Annotated in this window: 16 protein-coding genes and 1 riboswitch; of the genes, 1 reads left to right on the top strand and 15 read right to left on the bottom strand. The window is 71.5% G+C overall.

The genetic code is table 11. The features are described from left to right. Window positions 1–154: 154 nt before the first annotated feature. The 13 genes from ACFYMM_RS30210 to ACFYMM_RS30150 form a co-directional block, all read right to left on the bottom strand. A complete protein-coding gene (locus ACFYMM_RS30210) occupies window positions 155–1537 on the bottom strand; it encodes an NAD(P)/FAD-dependent oxidoreductase (protein WP_388392023.1) in 1383 nt (460 codons plus the stop codon). 444 nt (window positions 1538–1981) lie between these two features. Then, window positions 1982–2923 carry an exopolyphosphatase gene (locus ACFYMM_RS30205; protein ID WP_388392021.1) on the bottom strand — a complete coding sequence of 314 codons (942 nt, stop codon included), beginning with the start codon at window positions 2921–2923 and terminating at the stop codon, window positions 1982–1984. Next, window positions 2920–3459: a DUF501 domain-containing protein gene (locus ACFYMM_RS30200; protein WP_388392019.1), complete on the bottom strand. Its 540-nt coding sequence runs from the start codon at window positions 3457–3459 to the stop codon at window positions 2920–2922. The genes ACFYMM_RS30205 and ACFYMM_RS30200 overlap by 4 nt, the downstream gene beginning before the upstream one ends. A gap of 22 nt (window positions 3460–3481) precedes the next feature. Next, window positions 3482–3958 (bottom strand): septum formation initiator family protein, encoded by a 477-nt coding sequence (locus tag ACFYMM_RS30195; protein ID WP_388392017.1) that lies wholly within the window; start codon window positions 3956–3958, stop codon window positions 3482–3484. Window positions 3959–4160: 202 nt separating this feature from the next. After that, on the bottom strand, window positions 4161–5447 hold the full coding sequence (gene eno, locus ACFYMM_RS30190; protein WP_388392015.1) for a phosphopyruvate hydratase: 1287 nt from the start codon (window positions 5445–5447) through the stop codon (window positions 4161–4163). Window positions 5448–5799: 352 nt separating this feature from the next. After that, window positions 5800–6504 carry a transglycosylase family protein gene (locus ACFYMM_RS30185; protein WP_388392013.1) on the bottom strand — a complete coding sequence of 235 codons (705 nt, stop codon included), beginning with the start codon at window positions 6502–6504 and terminating at the stop codon, window positions 5800–5802. A gap of 3 nt (window positions 6505–6507) precedes the next feature. After that, a riboswitch (cyclic di-AMP (ydaO/yuaA leader) is annotated at window positions 6508–6694 on the bottom strand. A gap of 182 nt (window positions 6695–6876) precedes the next feature. Further along, complete coding sequence (locus ACFYMM_RS30180; protein ID WP_388392011.1) at window positions 6877–7917, bottom strand: transglycosylase family protein; 1041 nt, start codon at window positions 7915–7917, stop codon at window positions 6877–6879. 168 nt (window positions 7918–8085) lie between these two features. Next, window positions 8086–9393, bottom strand: a complete 1308-nt coding sequence (locus tag ACFYMM_RS30175; protein WP_388392009.1) for a cytochrome P450 — start codon at window positions 9391–9393, stop codon at window positions 8086–8088. A gap of 269 nt (window positions 9394–9662) precedes the next feature. Further along, window positions 9663–10667 carry a nucleoside triphosphate pyrophosphohydrolase gene (locus ACFYMM_RS30170; protein WP_388392007.1) on the bottom strand — a complete coding sequence of 335 codons (1005 nt, stop codon included), beginning with the start codon at window positions 10665–10667 and terminating at the stop codon, window positions 9663–9665. Between the two features lie 113 nt (window positions 10668–10780). Beyond that, a complete protein-coding gene (locus ACFYMM_RS30165; RefSeq protein WP_388392005.1) occupies window positions 10781–11431 on the bottom strand; it encodes a SurA N-terminal domain-containing protein in 651 nt (216 codons plus the stop codon). Window positions 11432–11576: 145 nt separating this feature from the next. After that, window positions 11577–13058: a protein kinase gene (locus ACFYMM_RS30160; RefSeq protein ID WP_388392111.1), complete on the bottom strand. Its 1482-nt coding sequence runs from the start codon at window positions 13056–13058 to the stop codon at window positions 11577–11579. A gap of 38 nt (window positions 13059–13096) precedes the next feature. Further along, window positions 13097–13717, bottom strand: a complete 621-nt coding sequence (locus ACFYMM_RS30155; protein ID WP_388392003.1) for a hypothetical protein — start codon at window positions 13715–13717, stop codon at window positions 13097–13099. Between the two features lie 115 nt (window positions 13718–13832). Further along, a complete protein-coding gene (locus ACFYMM_RS30150; protein WP_388392001.1) occupies window positions 13833–15914 on the bottom strand; it encodes an N-6 DNA methylase in 2082 nt (693 codons plus the stop codon). A gap of 179 nt (window positions 15915–16093) precedes the next feature. Here ACFYMM_RS30150 and ACFYMM_RS30145 point away from each other — a divergent pair, with 179 nt between their 5' ends. Further along, window positions 16094–16816, top strand: a complete 723-nt coding sequence (locus tag ACFYMM_RS30145; protein ID WP_388391999.1) for a hypothetical protein — start codon at window positions 16094–16096, stop codon at window positions 16814–16816. Between the two features lie 79 nt (window positions 16817–16895). On the opposite strand, the gene ACFYMM_RS30140 is transcribed toward ACFYMM_RS30145, so the two are convergent. Both ACFYMM_RS30140 and mfd read right to left on the bottom strand, forming a co-directional pair. Beyond that, window positions 16896–17660 carry an HNH endonuclease family protein gene (locus ACFYMM_RS30140; RefSeq protein ID WP_388391997.1) on the bottom strand — a complete coding sequence of 255 codons (765 nt, stop codon included), beginning with the start codon at window positions 17658–17660 and terminating at the stop codon, window positions 16896–16898. Window positions 17661–17865: 205 nt separating this feature from the next. Continuing rightward, a complete protein-coding gene (gene mfd, locus ACFYMM_RS30135; RefSeq protein WP_388391995.1) occupies window positions 17866–21423 on the bottom strand; it encodes a transcription-repair coupling factor in 3558 nt (1185 codons plus the stop codon). Between the last annotated feature and the right edge of the window lie 57 nt (window positions 21424–21480).

Here is a 21480-nt window from a genome sequence, read left to right as displayed (position 1 = left end):
CCGTGACGACGGATCCCGGATGTTCGGTCACCACGTAAACACCCGAGGTGCCCCGCCGCAGTCCCGCCAACAGGGTGAAAATCCCGTTCAACGCCGAAGGACCTCCCGCACCACGGATGGCGGGAGGTCCTTCGGTTCGTACGGTGGCCGGAGGTCAGGAGGCCTTGGCCTTCTCCTCGGTCTTCTTCGCGGCGGCCACGGGGGCGGGCTTGGCGGCCTCGTAGAACTCCTCGCGCGGGTTCTCCATGGCGCCCAGGGAGACGACCTCGCGCTTGAGGAACATGCCGAGCGTCCAGTCGGCGAAGATGCGGATCTTGCGGTTCCAGGTCGGCATCGCCAGGCCGTGGTAGCCGCGGTGCATGTACCAGGCGAGGCGGCCCTTGAGCTTGATCTTCATCTTGCCCATGACGATCATCGCCACGCCCTTGTGCAGGCCGAGACCGGCCACCGCACCCTTGTTGGCGTGCTCGTACTCCTTCTGCGGGAAGCCCCGCATACCGGAGATCACGTTGTCGCCGAGGACCCGCGCCTGGCGCAGGGCGTGCTGGGCGTTCGGCGGGCACCAGGCGTTCTCGTTGCCCGCCTTGCGGCCGACGATGTCGGGAACCTGGGCGTTGTCACCGGCGGCCCAGATGTAGTCGGTGCCCGCGACCTGGAGCGTGGGCTCGCAGTCGACGTGACCGCGGGGGCCGAGCGGCAGACCGAAGCGGGACAGCGCCGGGTTCGGCTTGACGCCCGCCGTCCACACGATCGTGTTGGAGTCGACCTCGAGGCCGTTCTTCAGCACCACGTGGCCGTCGACGCAGGAGTCCATGGAGGTGGACAGGTAGATCTCGACCCCGCGGCTCTCCAGGTGCTCCTTGCCGTACTGGCCGAGCTTGGGGCCGACCTCGGGGAGGATCTTGTCGGCGGCGTCGACGAGGATGAAGCGCATGTCCTCGCGGGACACGTTCTTGTAGTACTTGGCGGCGTCCCGGGCCATGTCCTCGACCTCGCCGATGGTCTCCGCGCCCGCGAAGCCACCGCCGATGAAGACGAAGGTGAGCGCCTTGCGGCGGATCTCCTCGTCGGTCGTGGAGTCGGCCTTGTCCAGCTGCTCCAGGACGTGGTTGCGCAGCCCGATGGACTCCTCGATGCCCTTCATGCCGATGCCCTGCTCGGCGAGGCCGGGGATCGGGAAGGTGCGGGAGACCGCGCCGAGCGCGATCACCAGGTAGTCGAAGGGCAGCTCGTACGCCTCGCCGACCAGCGGGGCGATCGAGGCGACCTTGCGGTCCTGGTCGATGGTGGTGACCCGGCCGGTGAGGACCTCCGCCTTCGGCAGCACGCGTCGCAGCGGGACGACGACGTGGCGAGGGGAGATGCTGCCGGCGGCGGCTTCGGGGAGGAAGGGCTGGTAGGTCATGTACGACCGGGGGTCGACGACCGTGACGGTCGCCTCGCCGTAGCGCATCTTCTTGAGGATGCGCCGAGCTGCGTACAGGCCTACGTACCCACCGCCTACTACGAGGATCCTGGGACGCTCCGTGGTGCTCATGCCATCGAGTATCCACCCGCTCCTGGAGGGTCGCTCGTGCGCCCCTTCACAAGGTTGTGGAGGCCCTGTGCTAAACTCCGCGGCCCGCGTGACGCAGGTCATGGCGTCCAGGCGGAACCCAGGGGTACTTCGACCCGTTGTCAATGCCGCGTGAGCTGCCTCTCCTTCACTTCGGGGCCCCTGTGGGGCACCCGCGCGACGCGCCCTCGACACCCTTCCGAAACACCCTCGCCACACGCTCCCGAGAGCGCTTTCGGGGCCGTGGGGCGCCCGAACGGGTCAACAGGAGCCGTCCGATCGCTCAAGTGGGCCGAATTCCTTGTGAAGAACTTCACGAAGTTTTCCGGCGATCTGCCGTGGAGTGGTGTGTCACCACTCCACGGGGGCGCTCATACGTTATCCGACCTGCTCAGCCGATAGCTACCGATCGGTAACAAAAGAGAGCTAGGCCACGGACCACGCGATGCCGTCGAGGATGTCGTGCTCGCTCACGACGACCTCCTCGGCCCCGGTCCGCTCCATGATCGCGAGCAGTACGAGGGCGCCCGCGGCGATGACGTCGACCCGGCCCGGGTGCATGGAGGGAACGGCCGCCCGCTCGGCGTGCGTGGAGCGCAGCAGCCACTCGGTGATCCCGCGGACGCGGTCGTGGGAGATCCGGGAGTGGTGGATGCGCGCGGAGTCGTACTCGGGCAGGTCCTGGGCGATGGCGGAGACCGTGGTGACCGAGCCGGCCAGCCCCACCAGGGTGTGCGCCTCGCGCAGCGGGACCGTCTCCTCGGCGAGGTCGAGGGCGGCCTCGATGTCGGCCCGCATGGCGGCTGTCCGCTCGGCGCTCGGCGGGTCGTCGACGTGCCCCTCGTGCACCAGGTGCCGTTCGGTCATGCGCACGCACCCGACGTCCACGGAGCGGGCGGCGCGCACGTGCTCGTCGCCGACCACGAACTCGGTGGAGCCGCCGCCGATGTCCACGACCAGGAACGGCTTGGCGAGGTCCGCGCGTCCGGCCAGCTCCCTGGTGGCGCCCGTGAAGGAGAACTCGGCCTCCTGGTCGCCGGAGATCACCTCGGGCTCGACGCCCAGGATGTCGAGGACGCCCCGCACGAACTCGTCGCGGTTCTCGGCGTCCCGGGAGGCGGAGGTGGCGACGAAGCGGAGGCGTTCGGCGCCGTGCCGCTTGATGATCCCGGCGTACTCGCGGCAGGCGGCGAAGGTCCGCTGCAGTGCCTCGGGGGCGAGCCGGCCGGTGCGGTCGACGCCCTGGCCGAGCCGCACGATCGTCATACGGCGGTCCAGGTCGACGAGTTCACCGGTGAGCGGGTCGGCGTCGGCGACGAGCAGCCGGATGGAGTTCGTACCGCAGTCGACGGCGGCCACCCGGGTCACCGCGCCACCTCCTTCTCGTCCTGCGGGAGCGTCACGCAGGCGCCCTTGCGCCACCACTCGGGCAGCATGGCGAGGGCCTCGTCGCCGAGCGGGTTGACGCCCGGCCCCGCGGCCAGCGAGTGCGCCACCAGGACGTGCAGGCACTTGACCCGGTCCGGCATGCCGCCCGCGCTCGGAAAGCCCGTCAGCTCCTCGATCTCGTCCCGGCGCCGGATGTAGTCCTCGTGCGCGGCGCGGTACGCGGCGGCCAGCTCCGGGTCGGTGGCCAGCCGCTCCGTCATCTCCTTCATCACGCCGTTCGCCTCCAGCGTGCCGATGGCGGAGGACGCCTTCGGGCACGTCAGGTAGTACAGCGTGGGGAAGGGGGTGCCGTCGGGGAGCCGGGGGGCCGTCTCCACGACGTCCGGCTGCCCGCAGGGGCACCGGTGGGCGATGGCGCGCAGGCCGCGCGGCGGGCGCCCGAGCTGCTGCTTGAAGGCCTCGACGTCCGCGTCGGTGGGTTCGGTGCGCGGGGTGGTCGGCGGAGGCGTTTCCACTACGAACTGTCTCTCTGGTCGGTCACTGGTCGGAGGCGTCGGACTTGTCGACCCCGTCCCAGACGTTGGCGTACCAGGGCCGGTCGGCGGCCCCGCGGTAGGCGCGGGACTGCTGGGCGGCTCCCGGGTCGATCACGATGTAACCGGTCTCGCCGGGCATCACATAGTGCAGCCGGCGCCGGATCTGCTGCTCGGCGTAGGCGTCGTCCTGCCAGCGTGCCTTGAGGTCGCGCAGTTGCTCGACCCGCTGCTGGGCCTTCTGCTGCTGCCGCTGCAGATCGGCGATCTGGGCGCGCTGGGAGACGTACTGCCGCATGGGATAGGCCAGGGCCACCACCATCGTGCACACCACGAGGGCGAGCAGCGCGGCGCGGCCGGTGAGCCGGGAGCGGCGGGCCTGCCGCTTGGTCTGGGAGCGGTAGACACGGGCCGCGGTCTGCTCGCCGAGCAGCCGCAGTCTGGTCGCGGTGGAGAAACGGTCCCGGTCCTTCACGGCCATCTGGCTCTCCGCCTCCCCAAGCCGCCGCTTCTCGGCAGTGCTCTGTGCCTGTGCTCTGTGCCTGTGCTCTGCTCTGTGCCTGTGCTGCGCGCCCGTGCTTCGTGCTGCACACGTGCGTACGTCCCCGGACACGGTACGGGACCGAGTACGGGGACGTACGTACGACTGGCTAAGGCTTACTCCGGGTTGAACCCGGTTTGGGTCAGCCCTTGAAGCGCGGGAAGGCGCTGCGGCCCGCGTACACCGCCGCGTCGTCGAGGATCTCCTCGATGCGCAGCAGCTGGTTGTACTTGGCGACGCGGTCCGAGCGGGCCGGGGCGCCGGTCTTGATCTGACCGCAGTTCACCGCGACGGCGAGGTCGGCGATGGTGACGTCCTCGGTCTCGCCGGAGCGGTGCGACATCATGCACTTGAAGCCGTTGCGCTGGGCCATCTCGACGGCGTCCAGGGTCTCGGTCAGCGAGCCGATCTGGTTCACCTTGACGAGCAGGGCGTTGGCGGTGCCCTCCTCGATGCCGCGGGCCAGGCGCTCGGGGTTGGTGACGAACAGGTCGTCGCCGACGATCTGGACCTTGTCGCCGAGCTTGTCGGTGATGACCTTCCAGCCGGCCCAGTCGTCCTCGAACAGCGGGTCCTCGATGGAGACCAGCGGGTAGTCCGCGACCAGCTCCTCGTAGTACTCGGTCATCTCGGCGGCCGAGCGGGACTTGCCCTCGAACTCGTACCTGCCGTCCTTGTAGAACTCGGACGCGGCGACGTCGAGGGCCAGCGCGATCTGCTCGCCGGGAACGTAACCGGCCTGCTTGACGGCCTCCAGGATGAGGTCCAGGGCGGCGCGGTTGGACTCCAGGTTCGGGGCGAAGCCGCCCTCGTCACCGAGACCGGTGGACAGGCCCTTGCCCTTCAGGACCTTCTTCAGGGTGTGGTAGACCTCGGCACCCCAGCGCAGGGCCTCGGAGAAGGACTCCGCGCCGATCGGGGCGATCATGAACTCCTGGATGTCCACGTTGGAGTCGGCGTGCGAGCCGCCGTTCAGGATGTTCATCATCGGCACCGGCAGCAGGTGCGCGTTCGGGCCGCCCAGGTAGCGGAAGAGGGGGAGGTCGCTGGCCTCGGAGGCGGCGTGGGCGACGGCGAGGGAGACGCCGAGGATGGCGTTGGCGCCGAGCGAGCCCTTGTTGTCGGTGGCGTCCAGGTCGAACATGGCCTGGTCGATCAGGCGCTGCTCGGTGGCGTCGTAGCCGACCAGCTCCGGGCCGATCTGCTCGATGACGGCGAGGACGGCCTTCTCGACACCCTTGCCCTGGTAGCGGTTCGGGTCACCGTCGCGCAGCTCGATGGCCTCGAAGGCACCGGTGGAGGCGCCGGACGGGACGGCGGCACGACCCGTGCTGCCGTCGTCGAGGCCGACCTCGACCTCGACCGTGGGGTTGCCTCGGGAGTCCAGGATTTCCCGGGCTACGACGACGTCGATGGACGGCACGAGCATCTCCTTCTTGGATGTGACGCTGTTGGTGCGGGGCTGTCTGCCTTGCGGCGGTGCCTTGCGACTAGAGCCTAACCGTCCCGGGGGCATCGGCCACCGACCGACCGCCCCGTGGACAAGGAGACGGTACCTATTGTTCACGTCCGGAACAAAGGGGGTCGGCGAAGAAGAGCGGATGGCGGGCGGGCGAAGAAAAAACCCCGCCCCGGTGCGTACGGGGGGGAACGCACCGGGGCGGGGGCCCGTGGGGACGGGAGGGGCGGCCCTCACGCGCTCTCCACCGTTGGGGGGCGGCGGAGGTGAGGACGCTGTGGTTCGGCTGTCGGCCGCGTATCGCCTCGGGGGCGGCCGTCGGTTACTTCAGGTGCAGCTGCTGGCCGGGGTAGATGAGGTTCGCGTCCTGGACGATGTCCTTGTTCAGCTGGAACAGCTTCTCCCAGCCACCGGCGACCTTGTGCTTCTCGGCGATGGAGCTGAGGGTGTCACCCTTGACGACCTTGTACTCGCCGTCGCCCTTCTTGACCTTCTTGCCGGTCGGGGTGGTGACGGTCTTGGTGGCGGCGGGACGCTCGCTGGAGCGGTTGGCGGCCTGCTGCTCGGTGGAGCGGGTGGTGGTGGCGCTCTTCGACGCGCTGGAGTTCGACGAACCGGAGTTCGACGAACCGGCCGCGCCGGCACCGTTGTAGGCGGCGCCGGACAGACCCGTGCCGCAGACCGGCCAGGCACCCTTGCCCTGGGCGGCGAGGACCTTCTCGGCGACGGATATCTGCTGGGCCTTGCTGGCCTGGTTGGCCTGCGCGGCGTACTGCGTGCCGCCGTACGCGGCCCAGGTGGAGGCGGAGAACTGCAGACCGCCGTAGTAGCCGTTCCCGGTGTTGATGGACCAGTTGCCGCCGGACTCGCACTGGGCGACGGTGTCCCACTCGGAGGCGGTGGCGGCGGAGGCGTTGCCGGCCGCCATCAGCGGGGCGGCGACGGCGGCGCCGGTGACACCGGCGAGTGCGATGACGCGAGTGGCCTTGGACGGACGACGGTGCTTGCCCTTGCCGGAAAACAGCATGGTGGATCCCCTCACCGACGCCTGCGAGGTGAGCTGTCGGGTTCGGGCCGGTTGAGTTGCCCGGCCACACCTCCCTGGGAGGCGTGGCTCCACCCCTAGCCGGTTCCGGTCGTGGGCCCCGAAGGGCCTCAACCACCGGACCCGGCACTTACCTTGGGTCCCCCGCTCCTGCCTACGGCGCTTGACGCGACGACTGTTCCCGGGCGGCCGCTGGCAGGATTCGGCGTTGCGACAGCCGGGGCTCGTGGTGACGAGCGGTCATGACCGTAGACAGGTGATCCGGCGAATTTCAAAGACGATCAGGGCTTCTGAGACTCATCCCACACTTTCACCAAACCGGACAATCGGCATGAAGTGGGGCGTCAACTCCGCCTACTTTTGGGCCGTTTCCGTACCGACTTCCAGGGTCTGACCGGGAGCGATGTTGTTCGGGTCGGTACCGATGGCCGCCTTGTTGGCCGCGTAGAGCGCGCGCCATCCGCCGTCGAGGCCGAGGGAGTCGGCGATGGAGGCGAGCGAGTCGCCGTCGCGGACGGTGTAGGTCCCGTCGGCGCGGGAGGCGTGACGGCCCGAGGCGTTGGAGCTTTGACCGTTTGTCACGCTTTTGTCCGTGACCTCGTCGGCACTGTCGCCACGGTGACGGCCGCCGCTGCTGAGCGCCCCGGTGTCGACCAGCGCCCAGGAACCGACGGTCTGCTGTGGATTGTCCGAGTCGTCGGCCTCGGGGGCGACCGTGGGCGAGCTGTCGGTTCCCTGCGAACTTCCGGATCCGGAAGATGCGGACTTGTCCGACTTCGTGCTGCCGGTGGGGGTGTCGGAGGTGCCACTTGCGGCCCCCTTGCCCGCGCTCTCCCCCTTGCCCGTGCTCGCCTTCGCACTCGGCGTCGGAGTGGCGGACGACGAGGAACCGGACGACTTGCCCGACGAGGAATCGGAGGAAGAGGACGAGTCGGACAGGCCCGAGGAGTCGGAGGAGCCCGAGGAGCCGGACGAGCCGCCGGATCCCGTGACGCCGGTGTCCACTGCGACCGAGCCGGAGTTGGAGGTGAGACCGGAGAGCAGGGCGCAGGTGGCCCACGGGGTGGTGCCCTGGTCGGCGAGGATCTTCTCGGCGACCGAGATCTGCTGCGAACGGCTGGCCTGGTCGGGCGTGGACGCGTAGTCGAGACCGCCGTACTTGTCCCAGTTGTCCTGGGTGATCTGGAGGCCTCCGTAGTATCCGTTTCCGGTGTCCGCGCTCCAGGAACCGCCGCTCTCGCACTGGGCCACCTTGTCCCATGTGGTGCCGTCGGCCGCGTTCGCGGAGGCGGCGCCGAGGAGCGGGATGGCGATGGCGGATCCGGTCACCCCGGCCGCGACGAGGAGGGCCGGAGCCTGACGGGGGCGACGGTGACGACCGTTCCCGGAGAGCATGCGGAAGCCTTTCGTGCGACAGCGGTGACCCGCGCGGCGGGTACTGTCGACACCGCCGCGCTGATGGGTGAACGTATCGGCAGACGATCACTTGTCACAAGTTAATGCCGCGCAGATCACGTGAAGATCACAGAGTTGAACTTCCCTCACGTCAGTGCGGCGCGGGCGCTAGCGGACCGGGCCGAACTCCACGGGAAGGGTGCGCAGCCCGCGCATGATGAGCCCTCCCCGCCAGCGCAATTCGGCAGGATCTTCCGCCAGTTGGAGATCGGGCAGCCGGGTGAGGAGAGTTGCCAGCGCGGTCTGTCCCTCCAGCCGGGCGAGCGGGGCGCCGAGGCAGTAGTGGATGCCGTGGCCGTACCCGAGATGCTGGTTGTCCCGGCGGGCGAGGTCCAGGGCGTCCGGGTCGGCGAACCGCTCCGGGTCCCGGTCGGCGGCCGCGAGCACGACGAGGACGGGGTCCCCGGACGCGATGTCCTGCCCCCCGAGGGTGAGCGGCCGGGTCGCGAACCGCCAGGTCGCGATCTCCACCGGGCCGTCGTAGCGCAGCAGTTCCTCGATGCCGGTCTCCAGCAGGTCCCGTTCGCCCCGGGCGAGGGACGCCTGGAGGCGGCGGCGCTGACCGGGGTGGCGAAGGAGCGCGTAGGTGCCGTTGCCGATGAGGTTGACGGTCGTCTCGAACCCGGCGAACAGCAGGATGAAGGCCATCGCCGCGGCCTCGTTCTCGGTGAGGTGCTCACCGTGGTCGGAGGCGCGGATGAGACCGGAGATCAGGTCCTCGCCGGGGGCTGGCGTGGCGGGCAGTGACTCGCGCTTGCGGTGGATCAGCTCGGCGAGATAGCCGCGCATCTTCTTGACCGACCGCGCGACCCCGCCGCGCGGCCCGCCCGCCTGACCGGCCTTCGTGTGGCGCAGCATCATGCCCGCCCAGTCACGGAAGTCGTCCTGGTCCTCGCGCGGGACGCCGAGCAGGTCGCAGATGGCGTAGATGGGCAGCGGGAAGGCGAACTCGTGGATGAGGTCGGCGGACCCCCGCGCGGCGAACTGGTCGATGAGGTGGTCGGTCAGCTCCTGCACCCGGGGCGCGAACTCGGCGACCCGGCGGGGGGTGAACGCCTTGCTGACCAGCCGGCGCAGTCGGGTGTGGTCCGGCGGGTCGATGTTGAGCAGATGTGTCATCAGCTCGGCCTTGCGCTCGCCCGGGATCCCGGTCTTGCCCTTGGCGTGCGCGGGCTCGTCGTGATGCGCCGGGTTCTTGCTCAGCCGGGAGTCGGCGAGCGCCTGCTTGGCGTCGGCGTACCGGGTGACCAGCCAGGCCTCGACCCCACTGGGCAGCCGCGTCCGGTGCACCGGGGCGTGCTCGCGCAGCCAGGCGTAGGCGGGGTAGGGATCGGTGGCGAACTCCCAGCTGAAGAGGGAGGGGGCCGCGGGTCCGGGGATGTCCTGCGCGGTCGGGGGTTGGGGCTGGTTGGTCACCCGTCGACGGTATCCGGCTTCGGGCCGCGGCGAGCCGGGGCCGGTGGCCTGCGGCGGCCGGACCCGTGGAGACGGGACCGTGACCGCTCACCACGCCGACGACCGTGCCGCCGTCGGTGCGCGGTTCCCCGGTGGCCGATACGAACAACCGCTACCTGTGCGGCCGGTGGGTGGGCGGCGCGTCGGCGACCGCCGCTCGCACCCGGGACCACCGGCGGGTGGTCACCCCGCGGCCGGGAGCCGACGGTGCTGACCTCTCGCCTCCTCCGCTAACCTCTCGCCTCCTCCGCCGCCCGCACCGCGTCACGGTAGGCGCGGGCCGCCGCTCTCAGGGCCGTCTCGGGGTCCACGCCGTCCGCCTCGGCCCGGGCCGCCAGGGCCAGCAGTTCGTATCCGACGCCTTCTCCCTTCGGCAGCGGGACGTCCAGCCGGGCCGTGCGGGCGCGGGAGGCGAGTTTCGCGGCGAGGGCGAGGCCGGGCTGGCCCAGCGGGATGCCCTCGGTCACCGAGGTGCGCCGCTTCTCCTCGTCCTTGGTGCGCAGCCAGTGCTCCTTGACCTCCTCGGGGGTCTCGGCCGTCTCGTCGCCGAAGACGTGCGGGTGGCGGTGGACGAGCTTGGCGACTATGCCGCCGGCCACGTCGTCGATGGAGAAGGGGGTCTCGGGATCCTCCTCGGCTATGCGGGAGTGGAAGACGACCTGCAGGAGCACGTCCCCCAGTTCCTCCCGCAGCTCCTCACGGTCGCCGGCCTCGATCGCCTCGACGAGTTCGTACGCCTCCTCGATGCCGTACTTCGCCAGGCCCTCGTGGGTCTGCCGGGACGACCAGGGGCACTCGACGCGGATGCGGTCCATGACCTGGACGAGGTCGAGGAGGCGGGCGCCGGGCAGGTCGTAGGAGGCGGGCAGCAGCTCCAGCTCCGGCATCCGTACGCGGCCCGAGCCGGCCAGGCGGGCCAGACCGTCGGTGAGCGCGGGCTCGCCCTCGCCGGTGGCCACGACCACCACGGTGCGTCCGCCGGCGCAGGCGTCGACCACTTCCTCGGCGGTCGGCGCCGACTCGTCCACCGCTATGCCCGCCTCGCGCAGATAGGGCAGCTGCGGATGCGCGCCGTCCGCGCACAGCACCCGGTCGGCCGCGTGCAGCGCCTGCCAGGCGGGCCAGGACAGCAGGCCGGGTGCGACCCGGTGGCTGGTGGTGAGCAGGACGACCCGGCCGGGGCCGGCCGGGTCCGGGCCCGGTTGCCGGGCACCTTCGAGGCTGGTGGTGTTCACGCATCGAACGTAACGCACACCCGCCGGCGACCTCGCGGGTTGTCCACAGGGCGAGGACGACGATGTGATCGTATGACCGACTACCGTGCCCGCCAGGCACCGCAGTCGCGCGGCTACGCCGGCTGCTGCTGCGTCCCCGTCGCCGTGACCTCCCGTACCCATGGCGTCTTCGCGTCGACCCGGCTGCTCTTCTGCACGTCCCAGGCGCCGTAGCGAGGGTTGAGGTCGACGTGCAGTTCCTGGGACGCGGTGGACAGCGCCTTCCAGAAGGCGGGCTGGCTCGTGTCGGTGCCCAGTCGCGCGGCGAGCTTCTGCGCCTCGAGCTGGATGCGCAGGTTGTCGTCGAGGCGCTGGGGCGCGATGCCGTACTTCTGCAGCCAGGCCGTCTCCAGCCCGCCCGCACCGCCGGCCTGCTGCTCCAGGCGGGCGCGCAACTGCTGGGTCTCCTTGCGGCTGACACTGACGCCCGCGTCCTGCGCGGCGCGGTGCAGCACCTGATCGAGGACCATGTTGTGCAGGGTGTCGCGGGTCAGGGTGCTGGTGGAGGTGAGCACCTGCTGGTACTGCGCCTTGTCCGGGACGGCCGCCCGCTGCGCCTGGCGCACCTCGTCCACCCGGTTCTGCAACTGGGCGACGGAGATCCGCTGACCGCCGACGACGGCCGCCGCACCGGGGTGCGCGCCGTTGCCGCAGGCGGTCAGGAGCGGGGCCGCGGCGGCGATCGCGGCGGAGAGGACGAGCGCGGTGCGACGGCGGCGGTGCAAGGAAACCTCCCGAGGAGATTGTGCGACGGTGCACAAAGTCTTGCGGTGATCGATGGTAGGCAGTGGGCAAGCTCTGGCCAACCCATTCGACCAACGATTCGCGCGCGCTTCGGGCACCGCCCCGGCTCCCCGGACCGGCGCGGGGTCAGCGCACCTGTCCGAGCCACTGCAGAGTGCGCCGGATCTCCGCCGCCAGCGGGTGTCCGGGGCCCTGCAGTCGCTCCACGTCCAGCAGCAGCCGGGCGAGTGTGTCGTGGGCGGCGGGGCGGTCGCCGAGGGCGAGCAGCAGATGGCCGACGCGCCGGCGCACGTCGTGGGCGAGCCCGGGATCGCCGGAGACGTACTGGTTCTCGTAGTACGGCAGCAGCGCGCGGTACTCGGCGAGCGCCGCCGCCGGTTCGCCGAGCTGCTCCAGGCACTGGGCGGCGTCGAGACGGAAGCGCAGGGACTGCGGGTCGGCCTGGCCGGCCTCGGCGGCGCGTTCGTCGGCCAGCCGGCGCAGTTCGGGCAGCGCGCGCCGGTACTGGCCGTCGTCCATCAGGGTCGCCGCGTACTGCTTGCGCAGGGTGCGCACGACCGGGGAGTGCTCACCGTGCTGCTCCGCCGCCGCGGGCAGGATCGCGCCGAGGATGTCGACGGCCTGGGTGATACGGCCCTCGCCGAGCAGGCGCTTGACCTCGTCGACGGCCGCGGCGACATCGGGCTTCTCGGGGGCCGGGGCGAGGGGCGCGGGCTGGGGAGCGGGCGTCCGCGCGCGGTCCGGCCAAGGGGCGTGCGGGCGCAGGAAGGGGCGCATGGGGTCCAGCGGCGCCCCGGTGGGTGTGCCGCGCCCGGGCAGGAGCGGGGCCAGATGCTCGTACACCTCCTGCGCGGAGGCCGGTCGGTGCTGCGGGTCCTTGGCGAGCAGCCGCAGCACCAGCGCCTCCAGCGCCTCCGGGACCTCGGCACGGATCCGGCGCACCGGCAGCGGCGGCTCGTACAGGTGCCGGTGCAGCACCCCGAGCGCCGTCGAACCGGCGAAGGGCACGTCGCCGCTGAGCAGCTCGTGCAGCAGGACCCCGAGCGCGTACAGGTCGGTGTACGGGCCCACCGCGCCGCCCATCGCCTGCTCGGGCGCCATGTAGGCGGGCGAGCCGATCGGGGAGCCGGTGTGGGTGAGGCGGGTGGTGTCCGTGTCCATGACCGACGCCACGCCGAGGTCGAGGACGGTGACCGTGCCGTCCTGCTTCACCATCACATTGCGGGGCTTGAGGTCGCGGTGCACGATCGGCACGGCGTGCACGGCGCTCAGCACGGCGCACAGTTGCGCGGCCACCGCGACCGCCCACTGCCACGGGTACGGATCGTTCTCGGCGAGGTGGTCGGAGAGGTCCGCGCCGTCGACGTACTGCATGACGAGGAACAGCTCCTCGCCCTCGCTGCCCGCGTCGTGCACCGTGACCAGCCCGGGGTGGTCGACCTGCGCGGTCACCCGGCACTCGCGCACGAACCGCCGGCGCAGCTCCTCGGCCTCCTGCCCGGCCACCTTGTCGGGGCGCAGCAGCTTCACCGCCACGCGCCGGTCGAGCCGTCCGTCGTACGCCGTCCACACCTGTCCCATGCCGCCCTGCCCGATGAGCGTGGACAGTTCATAGCGGCCGGCGACGACCCGTCCCGCCGCCACGGTCACCTTCCGCCCTCGAGGCCGCCGCCCTGCTGCCCGGGGTGCTTGCGCAGGTAGTCGCTCAGCTCGTCGAGTTCGGCACGCACCTGGTCGATACGGGCGGGCGCGGGGCGCTGCAAAGGTGCGGGGGCGGGCGGCCCGGGCGGCGGGGTGTAGGGCATCGGAGGCGCGCCGTAGGGGGGTTGCGGTGTGCTCGGCACGGTCGCCGCCGTGTACGGCGAGGCGGGCTGCGGGTATCCGTAGCCCGGCGCCGTCGGCGGCCGGCCGGCGTGGGGCCCGCGGAACGGACTGAAGTGACGTATGTCCGCGTAGAGGTAGTAGCCGACGCAGGCCACGGCGTTCAGCAACAGGATGATCATTCCCGTGTCGCCGTTCGGGGTGCTGAAGTCGTCGGTGTGGTCGGTGCTGAGGAAGGCGAAGCTGATACCGAGGACCACCACCGACCCCGCGAAGACCCACCAGTCGGCGGCCCTGCGGGTCACGATCGCCGCGCGCAGCGTCGCCACCCACGCCAGGAATCCGATGCTGAGGAGCGCCACCGCCACGAAGACCACGCGCAGCACGACCAACACCGCCGTCGAAGGTCGCTTCGGCGGAGGCGGCGCGTAGCCGTGGCCCTGCATGGCTGCTCCCGGAGGCCTGGGGTGTCGGGGTTGAGCGTATAGGCCGACCACGACAACCGGTCCAGGGTTGTGCCGAACCGTTGTCGTGCTGATCACTTCGTACCGGGGGGACGGCTCAGCCGGGCGTCACCGTGCCGTCCGTCAGCCCGTCGTACATCCCGCGCACGAGCTGGTCCCCGAGCCGGCTCGCGTGGCGCAGCGCCCGCTCGAACTCGTCGAGTGCGCGGAACCGTGTGCCGTAGCGCCGCTGTTCGTCGAGCGGGAGCCGGGGCAGCTGGAGGCGGCGCACGTCCAGGCGGGTGGCGGTGGAGGCGTAGCTGCTGGCCTGGCGGTTGTTGGCGGTGCCGCGCAGGAACCCGGCGAGGAACCACGGGTCGAGCGCCGTGGGATCGGGGCGCAGGAGCACGAGGTTGCGCCCCAGGGCGGCGCCCCCGGTCATGTCGTCGACCACGCGCGCCACCGAGCCGCCGCCCAGCACCGGGACGACGACGTCGCCCGGCTCGGTCAGCACGGCCTCCTCGTCGCTCTCGGGGAGCGTCCCGGAGGGTGCCGCGGCGGCGAGCACGTCGTGGTCGGTGAGGACGGGCACGCGCGCGTGGCCGCCGTTTCCGCCGGTGCGCAGCTCCAGGGCGCCCCCGCGCGCGAGTTCGCCGATGGTGGTGAGCGGCCAGCGCGCGGGCCGGCCCGGTTCGGCGGCGGGCGGGGTGAGGTCGGCGGTCAGGCGCAGGGTGGCGCCGAGGCGCTCGCGCACCGCCGTGAGCTGTTCCGCGCCGTCGGCCGCGGCCGGGGGCGGCAGATGGCGGGCGGGGGCGAGATCCACGTCGTCGTCGAGCAGCGCGATCACCGGCACGGAACGGGCCAGCCCCGGCCGCTCGTCGAGCGTGCCCGTACGTTCGAAGGAGCGCCAGGCGTCGAGTACGGCGTCCCGCATCGCCTGCCAGTCCGGGCCGCCGCGCCCCTCGGTGGCGAACCGCCCGGTGTCCGCGAGCAGCACCTCGGGCGCGGCCGGCGTCCTGTCCGGCCGGCGCAGCACCCATACGTGCAGCGGGATGTTGTACGGCGGTGCCGCGCCGACCGGCAGTGCGACGACCGCCCGCAGGGCGCCCCGGCGCAGCAGGTCGGCGCGGATCCGGCGGCCGGAGCGGCGGGAGGCGGCGGCGGGCGGCATGAGCAGGACGGCGGTGCCGCCGTCCGTCAGCCGGGCCAGCGCGTGCTGCACCCAGGCCAGCTCGGACTCGGTGCGGGCCGGGAAGCCGTACTCCCAGCGGGGGTCGTAGGCGAGTTCGTCATGCCCCCAGTTGCGCTCGTTGAACGGCGGGTGGCACAGGACGGCGTCCGCGCGCAGCCCCGGGTGGGCGTCGGCGCGCAGGGTGTCCCCGGCGGCGGCGCGTACGGCGGCCCGGGAGTGCAGCGCCAGGCGCAGCGCGGTGAGCGCGGCCAGGTCGGGGGCGCTGTCCTGGGCGTACAGCTCCTGTTCGGGGCGGGTGTCCACGGCGCGCAGCAGGGCTCCGGTGCCGCAGGCCGGGTCGAGGACGGTGCGGGCGGGGCCGGCGAGGTCGGCCATGAGCCGGGCGAGTTCGGCCGGGGTCAGGGTGTACTGGCGCGGGTTGGCGTCCAGGTGCCGCCCGAGCAGGAACTCGAAGGTCTGCCGCGCCCCCAGCTCGGCCGCCAGCTCGGCGGCGCCGCGCAGGAGAGGAGCGGAGAGGAGGAGGGCGGGGCCGGCCGGGGTGTGAACCGCAGGGGTGCTGTGCGCATGGGGCGAGGGGTTCACAGCGTGAACGCGGCGGTCCCGTGCCGCGCCCGCGCCGAAACGCGGGGTCAGCACCTGATCGAGCGCCGCGGGCAGCAGCGCGGCCAGGCGTTCGTCGGACCCGGCGCCGACCTCCAGCCACACGGGGGGCCGCTCCTGGATGAGCAGCAGCACGCAACCCACGTGCACCAGGGCCGTGACGGGGCCCTCGGGGTGACCGGCCAGTTGCTGCCAGACGCGTTCGCGCAGCGGGACCTCGGCGAGTTTTCCCTGTTCGCGCAGCCAGGCCTCCACTTCCGCGAGGGCGAAGGACGGGCTGGTCTCGGTGCCGCCGACCGGCTTGGGGAAGTCGGCGTGCCGACGGCGCCAGTTGCTGACGGCGGCGCGGCCCACGCCGGCGAGCCGTGCGATGCCGGCGGCGGTCACCTCTGTCGCGTGGTCCTGCACGGCCCCACTCCCCCTCGTCGCACGTGTGACATCGAGCATACCGAGACGCGCAAGATCTACGCATTCACACCGTGTACGCGTCCCGCTCCGTGAATCATGTTGACTCGGTTCACAAGCTCTGTTCTTATTGACCCCGCCAACGCCAAGACCCCCGCCACCCAATCCCCTGAAGGACCGTCATGCGCCACTCGTCCCGTCTCGTCACGCTGCTCGCCGTCGCGGCGCTCCCCCTGGCCCTCTCCGCCTGCTCCTCCGGTTCTTCCGGGTCCTCGGACACCGGCGCGAGCGTCAAGCCGGACAAGGCCAAGGACCCCAACGCCGGCCTGCTCACCGGTACGCAGCTGAAGAAGGCGCTGGCGCCCGCGTCCACCTTCCCGGCCGGGCTGGCCCCCGAGGCCGACGGCGCCTCGGACAGCGCCGGTGACTTCCTCTCCCCGTCCGGCAGGAGCGCCGCGAAGCCGGACTGCTCCAGGCTGGAGGGGACGGCCTGGATCCAGGTGACCGGCCTCAAGGGGGGCGTGTCGTTCGCGCAGAACGACTACGCGAACCACGACAAGACCGAGGAAGTGGCCCAGGAGATCGACGAATTCCAGGGCACCGCGGCGACCGAGGTGATGAAGGACCTGCGGACCGTCGCCACCGAGTGCGCCGCCTTCACGGACACCGACGCACACGCCAAGGTGAAGGTCGCGGGCCGGTCCACGGCCGGGCTCGGTGACGAGGCCTACACGATGACGCTGACCAGCGGCGCCTGGCAGAACGGCACCACGCTCGTCGCGGCTCGTTCCGGCAACGCCGTCGTCACCGTCCTGTCCACGGCGGGCGGCGACAACGGCGTCGCGGCGGCGAAGAAGGTGACGACCCGGATCCTGGGCTCGCTGAAGAGCGAGAAGTCCGCGTGACCGGCGAGGGCATCTGATCCACGGGGCCGACGAGGCTGTCGGCCCCCGCGCTCTCAGGCGCGAGCCGCGACCGCCCCCGTCAGCCGCCGCACTGCTTCAGCATCATCTGCTTGTCGGCGGCCGTCACCGCAAGGCCGTACTTCAGCGACACCTGGGCGAAGCGCAGCACGTAGGAGCAGCGGATCTGCTTGTTCGGGGGCAGCCAGGCCGCCGGCCCCGAGTCGCTCTTGGCACCGTTGGTGGGGCCGTCCACGGGAATCAGGTTGAGCGGGTCGTTGGCTATGTCCTCCCGCTTGTCCTTCGTCCAGCCGGACGCGCCCATCTGCCAGTCGTACGACAGCGGCATGACGTGGTCTATCTGCACCGTCGTGGCGTGCGACTTGGTCCACTCGATGGTTTTGCCGGTGTAGGGGTCGTGCAGCGTCATGGAGGTGACGACGCAGTCGGAGCCGGCCCGGAAGCGGACCTTCTCGCCGTCGCGTTTCAGGAGGTCGTTGCGCGAGTCGCACCCGTTGTGGGAGAAGGGGATGCCACCGGGGGCCGAGTCCGTCCAGGCGTAGCCGAAGTCGGACCTCTTGTACCCGGTCTTGGGGCCCCGGCCCTTCGTCGCGACTTTACCGATCACCGACCTGGCCTTCGCCTCGTCCGCGCTGGACGTGATCGGCGCCAGCCCCGGCTTCGTGCCGTCCGGATTGTCCAGCGGGCTCACGGCCCGGCCGTTCCCGGCGGTCGGGACGGCGGAACCGGAGGGTCCGCCGCCCGCGGACGGAACAGCGCCCTTGCATCCGGCCACGGCGACCATCATGACGACAGCGGCGGCCGCCCCGCCCCTCAGACGCGTCATGCGCGTCCCCTCCCTTGTCCTGTCGGCCCCCGGCCGGGGTCGTCCCGGTTCCCACGGTAGCGGCCGTACGGCGCGACACAGAGAGGGCGTAAAGGGAACGGTTTGCGCAAATCGGGCTTGACTTGGGTCACTTGGCGCCTTCGGCCGGGGCCCGGCGACCGGGCCCGTGCGCCCGCTCACACCTCGCCGACGCGCACGGACCCGCCTACGACCCCAGGATGGACGCCAGGAACTCCCCGACCCAGCCCAGCAGTTCCCGGCCGACCAGCGGCTTGCCGCCGACCTTCGCGGTCTTCGGGCGCGGTACCAGCACCTGGTGCACGGCGGGCTTGATGACCGTGCCCGGGTAAAGCCGCTTGAGCCGCAGCTCCTGCGACTCGCGCAACTCCACCGGGGCGAAGCGGATGTTGGTGCCCTGCAGGACGACCTCGCCGACGCCGCACGCGCGCGCCAGCATCCGCAGACCGGCCACCAGCAGCAGGTTCTCCACCGGCTCGGGCAGCTTGCCGTAGCGGTCGGTGAGTTCCTCGCGGACGGCCTTGATGTCCTCCTCCGTGTTGGCGGAGGCGATGGCCCGGTAGGCCTGCAGGCGCAGCCGCTCGCCGGGCGCGTAGTCGTGCGGGACGTGCGCGTCGACGGGCAGCTCGATCTTGACCTCCAGCGGAGGCTCCTCCTGGATCTCCCCTGTCTCCAGCTGCCGCCGGTAGTCCGCGACCGCCTCGCCGACCATGCGCACGTACAGGTCGAAGCCGACGCCCGCGATGTGCCCGGACTGCTCGCCGCCGAGCAGGTTGCCCGCGCCGCGGATCTCCAGGTCCTTCATCGCCACGTACATGCCCGCGCCCATCTCCGTGTGCTGGGCGATGGTGGCGAGCCGTTCGTGCGCGGTCTCGGTCAGGGGCTTCTCCGGCGGGTACAGGAAGTACGCGTACCCGCGCTCGCGGCCACGGCCGACCCGGCCGCGCAGCTGGTGCAGCTGGGACAGGCCGAAGGTGTCCCCTCGTTCGACGATGAGGGTGTTGGCGTTGGAGATGTCGATGCCGGACTCGACGATCGTCGTCGAGACGAGCACGTCGAACTTCTTCTCCCAGAAGTCGACGACCACCTGTTCCAGTGCCGACTCGGACATCTGGCCGTGCGCGGTGGCGATGCGCGCCTCGGGGACGATCTCGCGCAGTCGGGAGGCCGCTCGGTCGATGGACTCGACCCGGTTGTGGATGTAGAAGACCTGGCCCTCGCGCAGCAGTTCGCGGCGGATGGCGGCGCCGATCTGCTTCTCCTCGTAGGGGCCGACGAAGGTCAGGACGGGGTGCCGCTCCTCGGGAGGTGTGGTGATGGTCGACATCTCCCGGATGCCGGTCACCGCCATCTCCAGCGTCCTCGGGATCGGGGTCGCGGACATCGTCAGGACGTCGACGTTGGCGCGGAGCTTCTTCAGCTGCTCCTTGTGCTCGACGCCGAAGCGCTGCTCCTCGTCGACGATGACCAGGCCGAGGTCCTTGAACTTCGTCTCCGAGGAGAACAGGCGGTGGGTGCCGATGACGACGTCGACCGCGCCCTCGCGCAGGCCTTCCAGGACGGCCTTGGCCTCGGTGTCGGTCTGGAAGCGGGACAGGGCCCGGACGTTCACCGGGAACTGCGAGTAGCGCTCGGAGAACGTCCCGAAGTGCTGCTGCACCAGCAGGGTGGTCGGCACCAGGACGGCGACCTGCTTTCCGTCCTGTACGGCCTTGAAGGCGGCGCGGACCGCGATCTCCGTCTTGCCGTAGCCGACGTCGCCGCAGATCAGGCGGTCCATGGGGACCGACTTCTCCATGTCCTCCTTGACCTCGGCGATGGTGGTGAGCTGGTCGGGGGTCTCGGCGTACGGGAAGGCGTCCTCCAGCTCGCGCTGCCAGGGGGTGTCGGCGCCGAAGGTGTGGCCGGGGGCGGCCATGCGCGCGCTGTAGAGCCTGATGAGGTCGGCGGCGATCTCCTTGACGGCCTTCTTCGCGCGGGCCTTGGTCTTCGTCCAGTCGGCGCCGCCCAGCCGGTGCAGGGTGGGTGCCTCGCCGCCGACGTACTTGGTGATCTGTTCCAGCTGGTCGGTGGGGATGTAGAGGCGGTCGCCGGGCTGGCCGCGCTTGGCGGGGGCGTACTCGACGACCAGGTACTCGCGGGTGGCGCCCTGGACGGTGCGCTGCACCATCTCGATGTAGCGGCCGACGCCGTGCTGTTCGTGGACGATGTAGTCGCCCGGCTCCAGGGTGAGCGGGTCGATGGTCTTGCGGCGGCGGGCGGGCATGCGGGCGCCGTCGCGGCCGGCCGCCTTCTGCCCGGACAGGTCGGTCTCGGTGAGGACGGCGAGCCTGAGCGCCGGGTCGACGAAGCCGTAGTCGATCGAGCCGCAGGCGACGTGCACGAGGGAGGGGGACATCTCCCCCAGGTCGGTGTCCAGGCGGGCGGCGACGCCCTCGCCGCCGAGCACCTCGACGGTGCGGGCGGCGGGGCCGTGGGCCTCGGTGACGAAGACCGTGCGCCAGCCGTCGGCGAGCCAGCCCTTGGTGTCGGCCAGCGCCTTCGCCGTGTCGCCCCGGTAGGTCTCGGGCGCGTGCATCCCGAGCTTCAGGGTGTCCGCGTCGCCCGCCCCGTCGGTGGCGGACGTGAACGACTCGTCGGCGGCGAACGGCGACACCGACCACCACATCATGTCCAGCTCGCGCGCGCGGTGGCGGACGTCCGCGAGGGACCACAGGGAGGCCGCGCCGACGTCGATGGGCGCCTCGCCCCCGCCCGCCGTGGCCGCCCAGGAGGCCTGCAGGAACTCCTGGCTGGTGGCGACGAGGTCGGTGGCGCGCGTGCGGACCCGCTCCGGGTCGCACACGACGGTCATGGCGCCCTTGGGGAGCACGTCGAGGAGCAGTTCCATGTCGTCGACCAGGACGGGGGCCAGGGACTCCATGCCCTCGACGGCGATGCCCTCGGCGATCCTGCCGAGCAGTTCGCCCAGCTCCGGGTGCTCCTCGGCGAGGGCACGCGCGCGTGCGCGGACGTCGTCGGTCAGCAGGAGTTCACGGCAGGGCGGGGCCCACAGGCCGTGCTCGGCGACTTCGAGGGAGCGCTGGTCGGCGACCTTGAAGTAGCGGATCTCCTCGACGTCGTCGCCCCAGAACTCGATGCGCAGGGGGTGTTCCTCGGTGGGCGGGAAGACGTCCAGGATGCCGCCGCGTACGGCGAACTCGCCGCGCTTCTCGACCAGTTCGACGCGGGAGTACGCGGCCGCCGCGAGGGCTTCGACGACGGCGTTCAGGTCGGCGGTCTGCCCGGTCCTCAGGGCCACCGGTTCCAGGTCGCCGAGCCCCTTGACCTGCGGCTGGAGCACGGAGCGCACGGGTGCGACGACCACCTGGACGGGGCCGGTCTCGGGGTCGTCGGGGCGGGGGTGGGCGAGGCGGCGCAGGACGGCGAGGCGGCGGCCGACGGTGTCGCTGCGCGGGCTGAGGCGCTCGTGCGGGAGGGTTTCCCAGGAGGGGTACTCGACGACGCCCTCCGAGGGCAGCAGCGAGCGCAGGGCGGCGGCGAGGTCCTCGGCCTCGCGGCCGGTCGCGGTGACCGCGAGGACGGGGCGCGAGGCCTCACGGGCCAGGGCGGCGACCGCGAAGGGGCGGGCCGCCGGGGGGCCGACGAGGTCGACGTGCATGCGGTTGCCGTCCGCGGCCGCCTTGATCGCTTCCGCGAGGGCGGGATCCTTGACTACGGCGTCGAGCAGACCGTGCAGGCTCATGGGGGGCTTTCCGTCCGGGGGTGGGCAACGCGAGTTGGGCAACGCGAACAGCCCGAC

The sequence above is a fragment of the Streptomyces sp. NPDC006739 genome (assembly GCF_042869815.1).
Lineage (GTDB): Bacteria > Actinomycetota > Actinomycetes > Streptomycetales > Streptomycetaceae > Streptomyces.
This window is presented reverse-complemented; position numbering and strand designations above follow the sequence as displayed.

Coding starts and splice junctions, on each gene's coding strand:
- ACFYMM_RS30210 (WP_388392023.1), bottom strand. CDS start 1,537: ATGAGCACCACGGAGCGTCCCAGGATCCTCGTAGTAGGCGGTGGGTAC.
- eno (WP_388392015.1), bottom strand. CDS start 5,447: ATGCTCGTGCCGTCCATCGACGTCGTCGTAGCCCGGGAAATCCTGGAC.
- mfd (WP_388391995.1), bottom strand. CDS start 21,423: ATGAGCCTGCACGGTCTGCTCGACGCCGTAGTCAAGGATCCCGCCCTC.
- ACFYMM_RS30180 (WP_388392011.1), bottom strand. CDS start 7,917: ATGCTCTCCGGGAACGGTCGTCACCGTCGCCCCCGTCAGGCTCCGGCC.
- ACFYMM_RS30185 (WP_388392013.1), bottom strand. CDS start 6,504: ATGCTGTTTTCCGGCAAGGGCAAGCACCGTCGTCCGTCCAAGGCCACT.
- ACFYMM_RS30155 (WP_388392003.1), bottom strand. CDS start 13,717: ATGCAGGGCCACGGCTACGCGCCGCCTCCGCCGAAGCGACCTTCGACG.
- ACFYMM_RS30195 (WP_388392017.1), bottom strand. CDS start 3,958: ATGGCCGTGAAGGACCGGGACCGTTTCTCCACCGCGACCAGACTGCGG.
- ACFYMM_RS30145 (WP_388391999.1), top strand. CDS start 16,094: ATGCGCCACTCGTCCCGTCTCGTCACGCTGCTCGCCGTCGCGGCGCTC.
- ACFYMM_RS30140 (WP_388391997.1), bottom strand. CDS start 17,660: ATGACGCGTCTGAGGGGCGGGGCGGCCGCCGCTGTCGTCATGATGGTC.